The organism is Candidatus Poribacteria bacterium (assembly GCA_028820845.1).
GTDB lineage: Bacteria > Poribacteria > WGA-4E > WGA-4E > WGA-3G > WGA-3G.
In genome coordinates this window covers 1-15,410 of record JAPPII010000089.1, presented here as the reverse complement: position 1 = coordinate 15,410, position 15,410 = coordinate 1, and the positions used below count along the sequence as shown (strand labels likewise).

15 protein-coding genes and 1 other RNA gene are annotated in these 15,410 nt (G+C 46.2%); 7 read left to right on the top strand and 9 right to left on the bottom strand.

Annotated features, from left to right (window positions below; genetic code table 11):
* The 6 genes from ssrA to OXN25_16820 all read left to right on the top strand — a co-directional run.
* Window positions 1-287: a transfer-messenger RNA gene (gene ssrA, locus OXN25_16845) on the top strand; the annotation flags it as partial.
* Window positions 288-336: 49 nt separating this feature from the next.
* The gene (locus OXN25_16840) at window positions 337-729 is read left to right on the top strand and encodes a hypothetical protein (protein ID MDE0426520.1); all 393 of its coding nucleotides are present in this window, start codon (window positions 337-339) and stop codon (window positions 727-729) included.
* Between the two features lie 29 nt (window positions 730-758).
* Complete coding sequence (locus OXN25_16835; protein MDE0426519.1) at window positions 759-1,472, top strand: DUF1449 family protein; 714 nt, start codon at window positions 759-761, stop codon at window positions 1,470-1,472.
* Window positions 1,473-1,509: 37 nt separating this feature from the next.
* Entirely contained in the window at window positions 1,510-3,339 is a 1,830-nt protein-coding gene (locus tag OXN25_16830) for an SPFH domain-containing protein (GenBank protein MDE0426518.1), read from the top strand.
* 134 nt (window positions 3,340-3,473) lie between these two features.
* On the top strand, window positions 3,474-3,983 hold the full coding sequence (locus OXN25_16825) for a bifunctional nuclease family protein (GenBank protein MDE0426517.1): 510 nt from the start codon (window positions 3,474-3,476) through the stop codon (window positions 3,981-3,983).
* A 33-nt stretch (window positions 3,984-4,016) separates the two neighbouring features.
* On the top strand, window positions 4,017-4,334 hold the full coding sequence (locus tag OXN25_16820) for a site-specific DNA-methyltransferase (protein MDE0426516.1): 318 nt from the start codon (window positions 4,017-4,019) through the stop codon (window positions 4,332-4,334).
* A gap of 186 nt (window positions 4,335-4,520) precedes the next feature.
* On the opposite strand, the gene OXN25_16815 is transcribed toward OXN25_16820, so the two are convergent.
* The 5 genes from OXN25_16815 to OXN25_16795 all read right to left on the bottom strand — a co-directional run bounded on the left by OXN25_16815 (window position 4,521) and on the right by OXN25_16795 (window position 9,774).
* Window positions 4,521-5,258: an SIMPL domain-containing protein gene (locus OXN25_16815; GenBank protein MDE0426515.1), complete on the bottom strand. Its 738-nt coding sequence runs from the start codon at window positions 5,256-5,258 to the stop codon at window positions 4,521-4,523.
* A gap of 56 nt (window positions 5,259-5,314) precedes the next feature.
* Window positions 5,315-6,280, bottom strand: coding sequence for a DUF4340 domain-containing protein (locus tag OXN25_16810; GenBank protein MDE0426514.1), 966 nt, complete (start codon window positions 6,278-6,280; stop codon window positions 5,315-5,317).
* A gap of 151 nt (window positions 6,281-6,431) precedes the next feature.
* Complete coding sequence (locus OXN25_16805; protein MDE0426513.1) at window positions 6,432-8,057, bottom strand: Gldg family protein; 1,626 nt, start codon at window positions 8,055-8,057, stop codon at window positions 6,432-6,434.
* A 17-nt stretch (window positions 8,058-8,074) separates the two neighbouring features.
* The gene (locus tag OXN25_16800; GenBank protein MDE0426512.1) at window positions 8,075-8,791 is read right to left on the bottom strand and encodes an ABC transporter permease; all 717 of its coding nucleotides are present in this window, start codon (window positions 8,789-8,791) and stop codon (window positions 8,075-8,077) included.
* Between the two features lie 44 nt (window positions 8,792-8,835).
* Window positions 8,836-9,774 carry an ATP-binding cassette domain-containing protein gene (locus OXN25_16795; GenBank protein MDE0426511.1) on the bottom strand — a complete coding sequence of 313 codons (939 nt, stop codon included), beginning with the start codon at window positions 9,772-9,774 and terminating at the stop codon, window positions 8,836-8,838.
* Between the two features lie 309 nt (window positions 9,775-10,083).
* Here OXN25_16795 and OXN25_16790 point away from each other — a divergent pair, with 309 nt between their 5' ends.
* Entirely contained in the window at window positions 10,084-11,448 is a 1,365-nt protein-coding gene (locus OXN25_16790) for a hypothetical protein (GenBank protein ID MDE0426510.1), read from the top strand.
* 68 nt (window positions 11,449-11,516) lie between these two features.
* Here the strand turns inward: OXN25_16790 and OXN25_16785 are convergent, their stop codons facing one another.
* The 4 genes from OXN25_16785 to OXN25_16770 all read right to left on the bottom strand — a co-directional run bounded on the left by OXN25_16785 (window position 11,517) and on the right by OXN25_16770 (window position 14,909).
* Complete coding sequence (locus OXN25_16785; protein ID MDE0426509.1) at window positions 11,517-12,929, bottom strand: glycosyltransferase family 39 protein; 1,413 nt, start codon at window positions 12,927-12,929, stop codon at window positions 11,517-11,519.
* Window positions 12,930-13,108: 179 nt separating this feature from the next.
* The gene (locus OXN25_16780; protein MDE0426508.1) at window positions 13,109-13,558 is read right to left on the bottom strand and encodes a hypothetical protein; all 450 of its coding nucleotides are present in this window, start codon (window positions 13,556-13,558) and stop codon (window positions 13,109-13,111) included.
* Between the two features lie 3 nt (window positions 13,559-13,561).
* Window positions 13,562-14,287 (bottom strand): hypothetical protein, encoded by a 726-nt coding sequence (locus tag OXN25_16775; GenBank protein MDE0426507.1) that lies wholly within the window; start codon window positions 14,285-14,287, stop codon window positions 13,562-13,564.
* A gap of 43 nt (window positions 14,288-14,330) precedes the next feature.
* On the bottom strand, window positions 14,331-14,909 hold the full coding sequence (locus OXN25_16770; GenBank protein ID MDE0426506.1) for a hypothetical protein: 579 nt from the start codon (window positions 14,907-14,909) through the stop codon (window positions 14,331-14,333).
* Window positions 14,910-15,410: the final 501 nt, after the last annotated feature.

Below are 15,410 nucleotides of genomic sequence, written 5' to 3'. Positions count from 1 at the left end.
AAATAGGCGGAACACTTATAAATGCTGATGAAGAATTAGCATTAGCTGCTTAATAACGCGGCTACGCTTGACTGACCTGTTGCCCGTCAGGAAGGTTAAAGCGTCGCAATACGGGCTAGCCGTTCGCTTGTTCTCAAAGGGCGAGCCGCGAACCATCTTTTGAGATAGTCTATTCTGAATCCTGCACGGGGGAGTCTGGTAGGCGAACCTAAAAACCTGTGATAAGCATGTAGTAGCCTCTATTGAAACGCCTTCGGACGCGGGTTCGATTCCCGCCACCTCCATTTTCACACGGCTATCCTGTTCTTGTCCGTAATACATTGATTGCAAAGTAATATGGCTGAGTTCGAGAACATGCCACCTCGTATTCAAAAGATAGTAAAAGCGCATCTATGCAAGGATGAACGTATCTGCTTATGCGTTCTGGGTCGTTCAAGTCTACTGCGTCCGGATTTCGTTTTTATTACGACGCGTCGGGTGTTGGTTTTAGATGAGCGACATATCGGCAGCCTTGCTGTCTCTTATGCGAATGTCCGGTGTAATGTTCTGTTCACGGAGATTCGCGATGTCCAGTTAGTTAGACACTTCAAACATCGACTTCTCAGCCAAGCGAAGCTTGAAATTAGCGTTGTGCGTAATGTCCATTGGATTGATAATATCAGTTTCCGTTCAGCACAGTCCGCTTACACCTGCATCGTTAGGCAGTTGGCACAGCCGGTTCTTAAGTAGGACTCACGTACAAAGGAGCGCGGGACGCTGTGAGAGAATTCTTGGATTATTTTATCGTTTCGTATAATGTCTGGTTTACAGCACCGTTGACTATCGTATTTCTGTTGGCAATCTTTCGGCTTGTCACTGGGGCAATGGACTTCGGTGATGCAGACGTGGACGCGGACGCAGATATAGATATAGATGCGGATGTAGATATAGATGCGGATGTAGATATAGATGCGGATGTAGATATGGACGCAGACATAGAAGCAGATCCGGGGATGCAGAGCCCTTCTTTTGGCGATGTCTTTGGGTTTCTGAACGTCGGCAGAGTGCCCTTGATGGTTGTTCTTATGTCGCTACTGACGACATGGGGAATGGCTGGGCTCATTGCGAACGCTGTGCTTAATATCCCGCAAAATTTGCAGTGGGTTTGGATATCCTATGTCGTCGCGTTTTTCTGTAGTTTCTTGGGAACTCGGTATATTTCCATTGCCCTTTCAAAACTGTTTCCAGAGAGTGAAAAGGCTATTAGAGATGTCCAATTGCTCGGTTTGCGTGGTCGCGTCATTAGTGGACAGATTACAACAACTTTCGGAACCGCAAGAGTGCAAGTTCCTGATGGACCGGAATTAACCGTCAGTTGCCGTGCCAAATCAGGTGAAGACCCTCCTGTCAAAGGAGATATTGTTGTGCTCATAGACTATGATCGCGCGAAGCGGATCTTTGATGTCCGAAAAAGTAAAATAGCGTCGCGCTAATTGCGCATTTTTGTTTCCATATAAGGAGAATTGAAGAATGTTGAACGCCAACCTATTCATCACAATTGTCGGCAGCGCGGTTGCTTTGATGGTTATTTTTCTATTGGTTTACCGCTCCTTTTACAAAAAAGCACCTGCCGATTCGGCACTGGTTGTCTCTGGCGGACGCAAAAAGCGCGTCGTTTTTGGCGGAACCCTTATCAATCCACTGACGAACACCAGCCAGCTTATTTCCTTAAATACGCTCCAATTGCCTGTTGAACGGACTGGACAGGCTGCACTTATCACGAAGGATAGTTTACGTGTTGATTTGGAAGCACAATTCTATGTCAAAATTGAACCGCACGAGCAGGATGTACTCAAGGCGGTGGCGAGTCTCGGTGATAAAACCTTAACGCCTTCCGAAGTCAATAGACTCCTTGAAGGTAAACTCGTTGGTGTCCTTCGGAGTGTTGCCGCGACGATGGACCTCCAAGAATTACACGAAAAACGTCAGGAGTTTTCCGATCAAGTTCAGGAGGCGTGCCGAGATGATCTTGAACAGAACGGTTTTAAATTAGAAAGCGTCGCTGTCACCAACCTTGACCAGACCCCGCTTGAGGCACTTGATGAGAACAACCGATTTGATGTTGTTGCAATTCAAACAATCAAGCAAGAAGTTGAAGATCGGCAGACCCAAACTGCTCGGATTGAGCACGAGAACCAGGTGCAGCGTGAAGAGGACCGACTCAAAGCCGAATTAGCAATTAAGCAACGTGAGGAAGAGACAGAGACGCAAGCCTTAGAGGTTGCGAAACGTCTTGAATTCGCTCAGGAAGAGCAACGCAAATCGATCGCTACAAACAAAGCCGAGCAGGAACGCGAGATTGAAGAGGCACGAATCAAGCAAGAAGAGGTGGTGAAGTCTACGGAGATCCTGCAAAAGCAGCGGCTTGATACTGCGCGGATTCAACAGGAACGCCAGGTCCAAGAAACGGAGATCGCGCAAAAGCAGTCAGTCGAAATCGCTCGTGTGCAACAGGAACAGACGATTGAGGAGGCGCAAATCCAACGCAGTCTCTCTGTTGAAAGAGCTAAGATTGAACAAGAGCGGGCTGTTGAGGAGGCGGGTATCGCCAGCAGAATTGTTCTGGTTGAGAAGGATCGGGAAGAAAAAGAGGCGCAAGCCGAAAACGCGATTCAGGTCTCGGTCAAGGAGAAACAGCGTGAGGCGGCATTGATTGAACTTTTAGAGGTCTCTGCACAAAAGGCGAGGGCTGAGGCGAGCGTCTTAACTGCTGAGGCGGTTGAGGAAGCTGAGCGACAGAGCAAAATTGCACTCATCCGGGCAGAGCAGGAAGCCGATGAGGAACGCATTGCTAAAGAGCGTGCTGCGGATGCAGAAGCCTACGCCGTTGTAGAAGCCGCTAAGGCGGAACTTGACGCTGCTGAAGTCAAAGCGCAGGCGCAGAGAATTCTCGCTGAGGCGTTACTGGTGGAGGCGAAGGCGAAAGCGGATGGCGAAGAGGCATCTATTGCGGCGAAAAATCAGGCAGACCCGAAAGTCCTCGTCAGCGATGCTATTTTGGCGCTCGTTGAATCCTTACCAGAGGTTACCAGCGAGTTAATGAAACCGGCGGAACGTATTGAAAGCATTCGCGTGCTTGATCTCGGAAACGGGGGCAATGGTAATGGCAGCAATGGAATGAACCGAATTCTCAGCTCAATTGTAAACGCTGGCGCGGCAGTACCGTTGTTTAAAGAGATTGTCGGCTTCAGTGGTGTAGATACCGAAAAAATTGCACAGACTGTTCGGGATTACGCTTCCGGGTTGGCAGTGGAGACCCAAACAGATTCTACAGAATCCGAATCAACGGATGCGGATTAATTAGTTTTTGGTTATCGGTTAAGAGGTTTCCGTGTAACGATTCATCACTCCTCGGAGTGTTTCACGTTTGAATAGATTGTTACAAAATAGTCTCTTAACTGACAATTGATGACTATTTATGAAAGGACAGACAGATGGACAAAGAGAAAGAGACGCAGATTAAGGTCAAAGTTAATTTCCTCTCAATTGACCGAGGGACCGGAGCACCGATAGTTGTTTTGAAAGAGTTAGACGAGGGTTTGAATCGGATACTCCTAATTTGGATTGGCGAATCCGAGGCGGCAGCGATTCAAATGCATTTGGAGAAGATGGAGCTACCCCGTCCGATGACGCATGATTTACTCAAGATTATGATTGAGACCCTCGGTGCCAAGGTAGGTGCTGTATGTGTGCATTCGGTGGAAGAGCAGACTTTCTACGCACATGCCACCTTGCAAGTGGACGGCAACGAAATCAAGGTGGATTGCCGACCGAGTGATGCGATCGCACTCGCGCTGCGTTGTGAGTCACCTATCTATGTTGCTGAGAAAGTACTCACGGAGCAAGGCTTCTCTGAGCAGGAACTCAACAAAGGTAAACGGCACGATCCAAAAGATGTCCTTGAGAACTTGGATGATGATACGCTGAAGCAGTTTACGGTTTAACGCGAACGCTAAGCGCACTGAGTCGCGTTGAAAATGTTCCGAATTATCGTATCCTCAACAAATCCGGGTGATATTGTCCTTGATCCGTTCGCGGGTTCCGGAACAACGCTTGTTGTAGCAGCGCAATTGAATCGAAAATCGATTGGGATTGAACTTGACGCTCACAACGTTGCCCTCATTCAGAACAGGCTTACCGAGCGGAGAGAATCGGACAATGTTTCCCGCTTTTTCAAGGATTATGCCTGTACCCCGAATTTGGAGGCGATTTGGGCGGAACATAAGATGAACGAAAAATTCGGTGCCTCTGACGCAGCTGCTGAACAGATGGCTTTTCTTGAGTCAAATCAATAAATGACTTATTCTATTTATCACTTTTTCGCTGATCTGTGTCAGAAAAGAGACAACTTCCTCTTAGGAAACGAATGGGATGTTCAGACTTATTCGCGCAAGTGGAAGTTTTTACGCTACAACACCATTTTAATGGAAAATTCCTCGTGTTTCAGACCAATCTATTAGCTTAATCCCTTTTAACCTTTTCTAATTGATTTCATAGACCATAGTAACATTCACAGTAACCGTAAGTTCCCCCGCTTGAATTGGCGTTGAACTCCGGGCACTCTCGTCGGCGAGAGCTGCGCTCTCCACAAAAGCGATCGGCGGACCGCCACCAGCACTCATCTCTGTAATCGTAATAGGTTTCCCAAGCGTAACGCCGCTCGCTTCTGCTAAGGTTTGCGCTTTCGCCTCGGCATTTTTCACCGCTAAAGCACGTGCCTGCGTCTGTAATGGCGTACTGTCTTCAATCATAAATTGAATCGAATTTACAACAACAATATCCCCACCCGCGCCTGCGACATCGTCGATTATATCGCTGAGACTCTCCAATTCCCGGACCTTCGCGCTAACGGTGTTGCTCACTCTGTATCCACGCAGGACACGACCGTTATCGGTGTAGTCATACTGCGGATAGATGCTAAAATTCTCCGTTTGAATGTCTTTTTCAGCAACATCGTTCGCTTTCAGGGAGTCAATAACGCTTGTCATCGCACTCGCTGCTGCCTCACGTGCCTCCTCAACTGATGCTTTTTCAGCAGACACACCTAAATTGAGTGTGGCTATATCCGGTTCACCAACAACCGAACCATTCCCGGTAACATGAATAGTTCTGCTTTCTGGTGATGGTAACAAGGGTGTCACGATTTGTGGTTCACATCCAGCAAGCGTTATAACGAGCAGTGTACTAAGTCCTAAACACAAAAGTTTTAATTCTTTCACGATAAATCTCCTTCAATCAGCAGCGTTGCTGCGATGTTTCACGCCTTGATGAGCCACTACTCGGTTTCAACCTCTGGAGGTGGATCCTCCGCCTTGAGTGTATCAGCCTTTTTTATTAACCTATCCACATTCGATTTGAAGAGTTTGAAGACGGTATCCGTATCAGCACGCTTGACATAAAGTTTTCCATCTTCTTCTTTTCCGATGTAGAGTGTTGCCGTTGTCCCATCGTTACGTACGGCGGATATAGTAGATTCGGGGGTATCTAAACCGTATGCCCCGAGGGCATCTGTCGCTTCGGCGAAATCGTCAGTATCCAATCCGCTAAGGGTTGTGAGCAGGGAGTCAACCTCGTCTTGTTTGACGGCGGAAGCTGACGGTTTGAGCATCTGCCATGTTCCGTCTGCATCGAGACGGAGTTCGACGATTTCTTCGGGGGAAGAGATGTTGAGTTGGGTGACAATACCTTTGTTAAAATCGAAGATAGTCCGATCTTTCCAAGTCCGATCGCCTTTATTGAAGACGGATTGGAGGTAACCTTGGGCGACATAGACATCGTTAGCACCGGCGGCGCGCACGTAACTACTCAGAAAACCTGGGGTTGTTTTCCCGACAAATAGGTGTGCCGAGAGCGTACCGTTTGCATCCATCAACTTGGCTTCAACGCCTGTGTTATCTACCTCGAATTCTGCCTGTTTTTCTGGATTATTTGAGACAAGCTGCGTGTTCTTAAATTCTGCTACTTTCGATAGCAGTTCCGAAATGCCCTCGCTATCTGCTGGATAGTTGTCCATTGAAGCGACAACCCAGTCGTCATTTTGTTTTGAGAGTGTCGTGGTTTCACCGTCAGCGATGATTTCTATTGTGGCAACCTGTTCCTGATTGAAGTTTGGAAACAGCGGGATTGCAGTTTCAATCTTCTTTTCGTACTCGTTCTGTCCGAACGGGTTTTCCAGGATCAGGACAACGATTGCCAAAACGACAAAAATAGCACCTAAAATAAGAAGTTGTTTCGTTTTCATTTTTTTAACTATGGGAATCTGGGCACTGCTCCACTACGTTTCACAGTGGTTTTCAGTTAATTCCAACGACATAGCACAGCAAAGTGCCCTATTGCTGGCGAGGTTTCCTGCGGAAACACCCAAGCAAAAACACCGCGCTAATTAGGGTGAGTTACACAGAACCGTAGGTTTCTACCAGCCGTTTTGCCCGTTGTTTTAAGAAATATCGGACGAGTCCAAAGATCACGACCAGTAGTGGGATACCGATAGTGCATAGGTATTTGATAAAGTTTTTCTCAATTTCCGAAGTTTCTCGGAGCGGTCGATCGGTGATAGCGTGAGAACGGATACCGATAAGTGCGTCGCCGAGGGTTAGCCAGTCCACAGTATTTAGGAAAAAGTTAATCCCATCAGGACGCAGCTGCGTGAGGAATTGTGCCGTGCCGACAACAACAATTTGTGTCTGTTCGCTTTCGGTTTTCGTCTGCCGGGCCTCAGCGTCTGCGACTGAAGCAGGGGTCTCGCTTTCTTGTGTGTCCGCGGCGGTTTCTACTGACGGAATTTCTTTATCGGCATAGAAACTTTTGAATTTTCCTTCCAGCGCCGCAGCGACAGTGTAGGGTTGTAGCTCGGCATCGGGAATTGGAGAATTTGGCATCAAGTTGTAATAGCCTTGGATGCTCTGTCCGAATTCACTCGTTTTTGCCAATGCGGTTGTTGTGATGCCTTCCTTCGTTATGATCTCTAAGGAACTCGTCCAAGGCAATGTCACGGCTTCCAACTGATTGGTAATCGTGTTTTCTGCTGAGAAGTTCGGTTTAACGATCTTGACGAAATACGGATACGGTTGAATAACGGTCATGAATCCTTGTTGGAATCTGGCAGAATCGTGGAATCTGCGGTCAAGCAGAAGGTTATTGCCGAGTTTGGCTCCGTAGTGTTCCAGCAGGTCGTTCAGTCCCGTGCTCAATGGTGCACCTTGTAGTGTCCCGGGTTGCATTTGAATAGGATCGACTAAGAAGACAGTTCTACCCCCCCGCATAATGAACTGATCGATTTCGTATTTCTCGCGTTCTGTTAGCGGTTGTGTTACACCCGCGATAACCAGCGTTGCGACAGTGTCTTCTACCGCTTTTCCATCTTGTAGGCTCACGGATGTGAGATTGTATTGCCCTTGTCCGTTTTTGTCCAAGAGTTGGCGAAACTGCTGATGGTTTTGGTCATTGATATCGAATTCGCCGTGCCCTGTCAAAAATCCGACCGTTTTTGCTTCTTTCGTCGTGGCCTTGAGGATAGTAGATGTGAGTTCATACTCCAAATTAGCCGTTGAACGTACAACAGGTAGGATTTCCTCTTTGCCGCTGTAGCCGATAGAGATACCCATATAGACATTCGCGATTTCTGCTTTATCTTTTTTTATAACGTTAATTTGGACTTCGGGGATGCCCTTGAAGCGGAGTTCCTGTTTCTGTCCATCATCGAAATCCGCAGGATTCACAAAATCGATCTGGAGTTTCTTTGAAAAAGCGTTATATTCGTCGAGCACGTCTCTGACATCACGACGGATTTGGGCTACCTCAGCGGGATTTGTCGAAAAGTAGGCGGTGATAGTTACAATATCGTCTAACGTGCTGATCAGATTTTTAGTTGCGTTTGAGATCGTATACCGCTTGTCCTCGGTAAGGTCGGCACGAATAAAGCGGCGTGTAGAGAGAAAGTTGATTAGCACAAGAATGCCAAAGATGATTGCTACAAAAGCGAGGGTGTTGCCACCGTACTTAAGTTGTTTGTTAACCAAAAGGGGGACCTCCTTTCTTAACGCCACTTGCGGCTTTCAACCGACAATGTGCTGAGGTAGAGAAAGAAACCAATCATGGACAGATAGTAGATAATGTCCCGGGAATCAAGCACACCGCGGAGAATGCTACTGTAGTGGGCACCGAGTCCGAGGTAACTGAAAATCGGGAACAACCAATTCGGGGCATTGAAAAGGACAATATCTTCACCAATGATGAGCAACCCAAAGCAGGCAGTAATTCCCAAGATAAAGGCAACGATTTGGTTCTCGGTCAGTGTTGAGGCGAAAAGCCCGATGGCGAGGTAGGCACCCCCCATCAAGAGGAGTCCTATGTAACCTGAAATCAGCGTGCCGCCATCCGGATTCCCAAGGGACATCACTGAGAAGGGCAGGACGAGTGAAAGCAACACGGTTACAACAAGAAGACCAAAACTCGCTAAGAATTTCCCGATGACGACTTCGTAATCCTGAATCGGTAGCGTCATAAGAATTTCTACTGTGCCGAGTTTCTTTTCTTCAGCCCAGAGTTTCATAGTGACAGCTGGGATAAAAAATAAGAAGATCCACGGCATTAACCCAAAAAACCCACGCATCTCCGCTTGATTAACAAGAAAGAAACTGCGGAAGAAGAGCCATCCAGAGATGCCGAGGAAGAATGTGATGAAGATATACGCGATAGGCGAGTTGAAATAACTTTTAAATTCCTTTTTGAGAATAGCTGCGATGTTCGTCATAATTTTTCGTTTATAGAGCAGTTTCCTTTCTTATTCTCGGAGTGCTATGTCTGCTCTTTGTCTGTCAAATTGCGGAAAACGTCTTCTAAATCCAAGGATTCTTGGCGGAGTTCTGTCAGACTCCATCCATTTTCTACAACGACATGAAACAGTGCCTCCGCAGCACCGCTGCCCTGAGCGGCGTTGATCTGGTAGGTAACTGTACCGTTGTCCGTTCCAACCTTGTTCCACTGTGAGACAAATTCCAATTCGTTCAGTTGTGTCTCAATTGTTTCTGGTGTGCCTCGGATAGTGATATGCACAATCTCTTCACCTTTCGCCTGACTGGAGAGTTCCTCCGGTGTGCCGTTTGCGACAATCTTTCCATTGTTGATGATGAGGATTCGGCTACAGGTGGCGGAAACTTCGGGTAATATGTGTGTACTGAACAGCACCAGTTTCTCTTGTCCGATGTTTTTGATTAAATTGCGAATCTCGCTGATTTGATTCGGATCAAGTCCAGAGGTGGGCTCATCTAAGATGAGGATGGGTGGATCGTGAATGAGGCTTTGTGCTAAGCCTACCCGTTGGCGGTAACCCTTTGAGAGTTCGCCAATGTCTTTTTGAATAACATCATCAAGCCCACAGGTATCAATAACCGTTCGGATCCGTTCCTTCCGCTGGCTTTTTGGAATATTTCGCACCTGTGTCATGAAGTTGAGATATTCAATAACTCCCATATCGGTGTAGAGGGGCGCGCTTTCTGGAAGATAACCGATATGTTTTCTGACTTCAACGGATTCCTCAAAGACGTCGTATCCAGCAACAGTTGCGGTACCTGCGTCTGCGGAGAGATAGCAGGTAAGGATGCGCATCGTGGTCGTCTTACCTGCGCCGTTGGGTCCGAGGAACCCAAGCACTTCGCCAGCGTGCGCGTCAAATGTAACGTTGTCAACAGCAACCGTCGTGCCGTAAGATTTTGTGAGTTCTCTAACTTCGATCATACGTTTTAATCGTTTTAATTTTCTAATAGGGACTTGTCTATTACGTCCTAAGTAATGGTCGGAAGGTGTCTCTTCCGACACGTATAAAGAATGAGATTACATTAAAATAATAGCATAAAAAATTGGGAATGTCAAATCAAAATTGTCTCTCCCTTCGGTAGGGTTTTTGCTTGGGTGTTTCTGCGGATTTCTTCATGCTCGCGACTCTCTCTGATAGCCGACAGCTATCAGCAGAATTCTCTTGATAGATTTACATCGGCGGAGTAAAATGAAAAACACAACATCGCACATTGCCAAGGAGGCAGACTCATGGGCAACACACTTAAAGCAGCAAGCGCAAGCGCAAATATCACCCCGCCGCTTGGTACAGAGATTCCAGGTGGATTTCGTCCCCGGTACGCTGAAAACGTTGATGACGAACTCTTTGCCAAAGCGCTTGTTATTGATAACGGCGAAACCCGTATCGCAATCGTTACATGCGACCTCATCGCCATACCAGAGAAGATAGCAGATATTGCCAAAGCACGCATTGCCGAGAGATGCGGTATCCCTCCAGCATACGTTATGGTCAATGCTACGCATACCCATACCGCCGTAGCAGTGGCAAATCTACTTGGAGTTGGCGAGGATACCGGTTACACCGATTGGGTCCCATTGAAGATCGCTGATGCAGTTGAGCTTGCGGTGTGGCGACTCCAACCCGCACGGGTAGGATTTGCAAGTGTCGACGAAGAACGTATCACCTTCAATCGACGGTGGCACATGAAAGATGGGACCGTCCGTTTTAATCCCGGCGTTGAACATCCTGATCTCGTGGAACCGACTGGCACAATTGATCCAGAAGTAGCAATGATATTCGTTGAGGCAAATGATGGTACCCCTATCTCTGCCGTTGCCAATTTTTCGCTGCACTACATTGGCACAGATAACAGCAGCGCACTCTCCGCTGACTATTTCGGACACTTTGACCGACTCATGCGCCGCTATTTGGGAGATACATGTGTCTCGCTCCTCTGGAATGCCGCATCCGGTCAGATTAATAATACCGATTTTAGTGGACAGGTGAAATGGACAGCGAGTGGACACCGGCAGGCAGTGAAAATGGCGAATGTTCTCGCTGGGCATTTTATCACCGAGATGCAGTTCATGCAGATGCACGACAGGCTCGACCTCAACGGTGAACTTGCCACACTAACGTTTCAACCCAAACAGATTACTGCCGAGGACCTCAAAGTTGCCGAGCAAGTGCTGTCTGTCCCACAAGGTACTTACGGTGCTTACGAAACAGGTCCCTTTAGTTGGGTCGTCGGACAACCGATACCGACGGCGTTGGTCGATGTCTATGCCCTTGAATGTCAACGTTTAGCGAAACTACCAGAGCAGATGACGGCACCGGTTCAAGTGATCCGTTTGGGGGAAGCGGCGATTGTCGCATTGCCCGGAGAGGTATTCGTAGAGACAGGGATGAATATCAAAGCGAACTCAGATGCGAATCCGTTGTTTCTCGTGAGTTTGGCGAATGGGTATATCGGCTATATCTGCACGGACGAAGCGTTGACACAGGAGGGCGGCTACGAGACGTGGGCGGCGATGTCGTCTCTACCGGCTGTTGGGACGGTTCCAAAGATGGAAGCACTCGTGGCTTCATTGCTTGATGAGCACAAATTAGTGTGAAAAAACAGGGACTATCTATCAACCATATTCCCAGAGACACAAGTTGGCAACAGCCTTTATTAGTGTCCTCACTCGCTTAGTTCCGACAAATAAATTGTTCGTTTATCTGCGTGGCTCTTGAAGAGGATAGGCAAGTTGAGTTCTCTGAAGGTGACGATATACGGAATGCCTCCGTGCTTTTCAACTTGTTGGCTGAGGGATTTCCATGCACTTTTTAAATAGTATGGACGCGCTGTATATTCTGTGAAGAACATCAGACGAAGATAATCGTAGTGGGTTTCTCCTTTTCCGACATTAGTTTCGGTAAGAAGAACAGCATTTTTCGGCAGGTGTTCCCGCGTAAACTCGGCAATCTCAGAGAGTGTGTGTTCATTGTGAGTTTGGGTGACCCGCCAAGCCTGAATACCTTCTCCAAAGCATAAGATCACAAGCAGAGCTGTCCAAACGAGGAGAATCCTGCGTTTGTAATGTGAATTTTTGGGGCCGGGGTATATGGTTCGCTCTACAAAGTTACCGAGTATCAGTAGAAATGCGGGCATACTGATGAGTGTAGCACTTGGGGTTTTCGTGGTGGCGATTGAAAAAGGGAGTAGAACTCCTAAACCCCAAGCGTAAAGCAAAAAGAGACCGATATTTTTCCTTTGGAAAAGATGAGGTATGGAGCAACACACTGCCACGGCAATTGGTGCGGTGAGTAGGTTAAATATCTGGGCACTGTACAAAAACACCTTGTACCAAGGCGCACGCCATCCCTCAATGTCTTCTGTTAGATGTCTGAAAATGTAATTGTGTTCAATTTTAAACTCAACAGGATACTGCAGGGCAGTATATAGCATCCATGGGCCAGCGACAAAGATTGTTATTATCAGCATACCTAAAATATGCTGCCCACAAAGACGGCAATCCTCTTTTTTTGCTAAACTCAGCTTGGGTGCTGACCACATTGCGAAAGCGACACCGGTGATAATGAATGCTGGATAGGTTTTTGAAAGAAAGGCAAGTCCTTGACCGATTCCTGCCAGCACGATAAAGCACCATTTGCCGGTCTTAATAGCGCGAACAACTCCATAAACACCAATCTCACAGTAGAACAACAACGAAATATCAATCGCATCGCTGAACTGATATCCATGCGTCAATTGCATGATAAACCATGAGAATGCCTGAATTGCAGTAGCAAATAAGGCAGCGCGACGCGTTAAGAGTTGTGTGCCAATCAAATAAGTGATCCCGGCAGCGAAAGTGCTGAGAACTGCACTGGGAAGCCGAAGGGCAAAGGTGCTAACGCCTAATATCCAATACGAGAGACATATTTGCCAAAGCGGGAGAATAGGTTTATGGAGCCATACGTGGTTTTCACTCCACGTTTCTTCTTTATAAGGGAGGTAGGGGACATCAATGAGAGTTGGCTTAAAGGGATGTTTGAGAAGATTTTTAGCGACGAGAGCATGGCAACATTCATCAACACTCCCGAGACTCAAGTGTCCTATGTTGCTGAGTTTTAGTCCGAACGAAAGAAGTAGAACAATAGTTAATAAAAGGGCAGGCGAGGATTGTCTGAAAGTCTTCGATAGATTCAAGTTGGTTTCACTTCGGAAAAGTCATTTTGCGGTGATAAATACTTAAAGACTACTACCACAAAATATGGAGGATATTAGTATTATCTTATTGAGCGTTGTGAAGTTTGACTTGCTTCTTGTTCTTGTTCTTGTTCAAGAAGTCGCTGGATGCGTTGCGCTAGGGCAGGAGATTTCGCTGTTATTCGTTTCATCCCATCTTCGTAACCATAGTTAACAATCGTGTCACGCGCCCAAAGTTCAAGTTCCTGTCGTTTTTGCTTCACAATTTCCTTGATATGCAATGAAGTTTTACTGCAACAAGTACATTTTTTTTCGGGAGGAGTCGTTGATCGAGTAAGATTACCCGTATTACCTCGCGTTGCAGAGTCTGGGCTCGGAGTCGAAATGTTCCTTTTGTCTTGTGTAGAGTCGCTGTGGTTTGATGGAGAATCAGCTGCTACGAAACGCGAAGGAGGATGATCGGCAATTGGATAAAGAGCAACTCCGCAAACAAGAGTGACAATACAAAAACCATAAAAAGCAATTTTCATTTTTTATTCTCCACCTACGGAAATATTAAATTCGATGTTTACATTTCCACCTTCTGCTTGGAATTCTTTCAGATCATGGAAAACTTCAAGTCTTTCTGATAGCTGCCTGATGGTTTCAGTTTCATTCGTAGATAGAAGACTTATAGAGGCTTCTGTCATGGCAATGGCGTCATCCAGGGTTAAGGTGCCTTCATTTGCACGTCTTATAGTTTCAACCAGTGTTTTAATTTCAGGATAGTCTCCGAACATCTCTTTAAAGCGATCAGTCAGCCGCTCATAAGCATAATCCGGTTCAATTTCAAGAAAGTCGTTGTAATCTTGGCTAGCGGTTTTTACCTTTACCCAGTTGATTCCCTCAATAGGTGATTCTGGTAATGCTTCTGGAAGTGCTGTTGCGGAAAGGGAAAGCGGATCCAATTCCAAGTCAAACTCAGATAGATCCGTTTCCTGAAATACTTGTTCTTCTGTTTTAATATTGCGTATTTCAGGAGTTACGGGAAGTTCTTCTAAAACTTCAGGTTCAATTGTTGCTGTAGGAACGGGATATTCTGCATATTTTTTCGTGGTTAATATTCTTTGTTCCATGGGTGCCGAGGCATCAAACTTTGGTGGCTGTGAAAGTTCTGCTACAAAACGTTGGTGATCCCAACGGACGTAGAAAAAAAATCCGATACAAATTAGGAGCGTCAGAATCGCCCCGATACCTAAGACTCTAATATAAGATTCCATCTTCAACTATTCTCCTTCGGTAAAAACAGACGAAATACCTCAATTATTGTCCAATAAACGTAGCCGGCATTTCATAAGTTTCCAGATTCTCACCTTGTTGTTCAAGCATCTTGCCCATCATCTCGATCTGCTGTATAGCGTTCTGATGCATTTCCAGCAATTCAGTATGTGCCGCAGTCCGTTTTTCAGGTTCCACATCTATTAACATCTGAAGATGCCATTCTGTATAATGTTTCATATCTAAAAAAGTTCCTTTTCCATCAAGAACGAGACGATTAGCAAGTTTGATCCATTTGTCCATAAGCGGGTGTGCGCCGAAACGAAGTTTAACGTACTCGGAGAGAGCAGCAATTGCCGCTTCTTTGTCTGTTTTGAGGAGTGAAAAGAATTCGAGATAATACTTTTGCGCATTACTTATTTCGGTATTAGCAGATATAGGAGCCTGTGGATCCTTTTTAGATATGGATTCTTGACTTAGATCCGTCGGGTCTTCAGCGGGTTTGGCATTTTGTTCATCTGTCACAGAAGGGCGTTCGGGAGCTGTTTTACTTTCCTGATTCCTAGCACATCCAATAGTGATCGCCGAAAAACAAATGAGAGTGATCATAATAATAAATCGCATTGTTATCCCCATAATTATTCAACAAGGTGAGGGGCTACCAACCCGGGAAGGCTCGTTTTCAATTTTTCCGCTTCTTACAATTTTGAACTACTAAGAAACTCCAACTCGCTGAAATTGAAATCAGGAATTCTTAACAACAAACGAGTAAAAAAGTAGTGCTTAGAATCGATCCTATTTCGGTATGGTAAAACCTCACCCAACCATATTTGAAAGATTTACTCTTTCTTTAATTTACTATAGTTTCACTAATGGTCGTGCCAGTACTAATCACAGACTATGCCTATATAGTCGCTTCTTACTTCTAATCGGCAATTTTCAATGTGTATGGGACCCGCCTCAGCTTTCGGCGGGGATACAGTAACCAACGATGTTGGTAAAAATCCCAGCACTAAAAGCACTGCGATAGCAATTATCAAAATCCTTTTCTGCATTGTGTGTACTGCCTACGGTTTTTTAGACCACTCCCTAAAGGAAGATTGTGCTATAATGACAATCTCAATT

Coding starts and splice junctions, on each gene's coding strand:
- OXN25_16840 (MDE0426520.1), top strand. CDS start 337: ATGGCTGAGTTCGAGAACATGCCACCTCGTATTCAAAAGATAGTAAAA.
- OXN25_16830 (MDE0426518.1), top strand. CDS start 1,510: ATGTTGAACGCCAACCTATTCATCACAATTGTCGGCAGCGCGGTTGCT.
- OXN25_16825 (MDE0426517.1), top strand. CDS start 3,474: ATGGACAAAGAGAAAGAGACGCAGATTAAGGTCAAAGTTAATTTCCTC.
- OXN25_16820 (MDE0426516.1), top strand. CDS start 4,017: ATGTTCCGAATTATCGTATCCTCAACAAATCCGGGTGATATTGTCCTT.
- OXN25_16810 (MDE0426514.1), bottom strand. CDS start 6,280: ATGAAAACGAAACAACTTCTTATTTTAGGTGCTATTTTTGTCGTTTTG.
- OXN25_16800 (MDE0426512.1), bottom strand. CDS start 8,791: ATGACGAACATCGCAGCTATTCTCAAAAAGGAATTTAAAAGTTATTTC.
- OXN25_16795 (MDE0426511.1), bottom strand. CDS start 9,774: ATGATCGAAGTTAGAGAACTCACAAAATCTTACGGCACGACGGTTGCT.
- OXN25_16790 (MDE0426510.1), top strand. CDS start 10,084: ATGGGCAACACACTTAAAGCAGCAAGCGCAAGCGCAAATATCACCCCG.
- OXN25_16780 (MDE0426508.1), bottom strand. CDS start 13,558: ATGAAAATTGCTTTTTATGGTTTTTGTATTGTCACTCTTGTTTGCGGA.
- OXN25_16775 (MDE0426507.1), bottom strand. CDS start 14,287: ATGGAATCTTATATTAGAGTCTTAGGTATCGGGGCGATTCTGACGCTC.
- OXN25_16770 (MDE0426506.1), bottom strand. CDS start 14,909: ATGCGATTTATTATTATGATCACTCTCATTTGTTTTTCGGCGATCACT.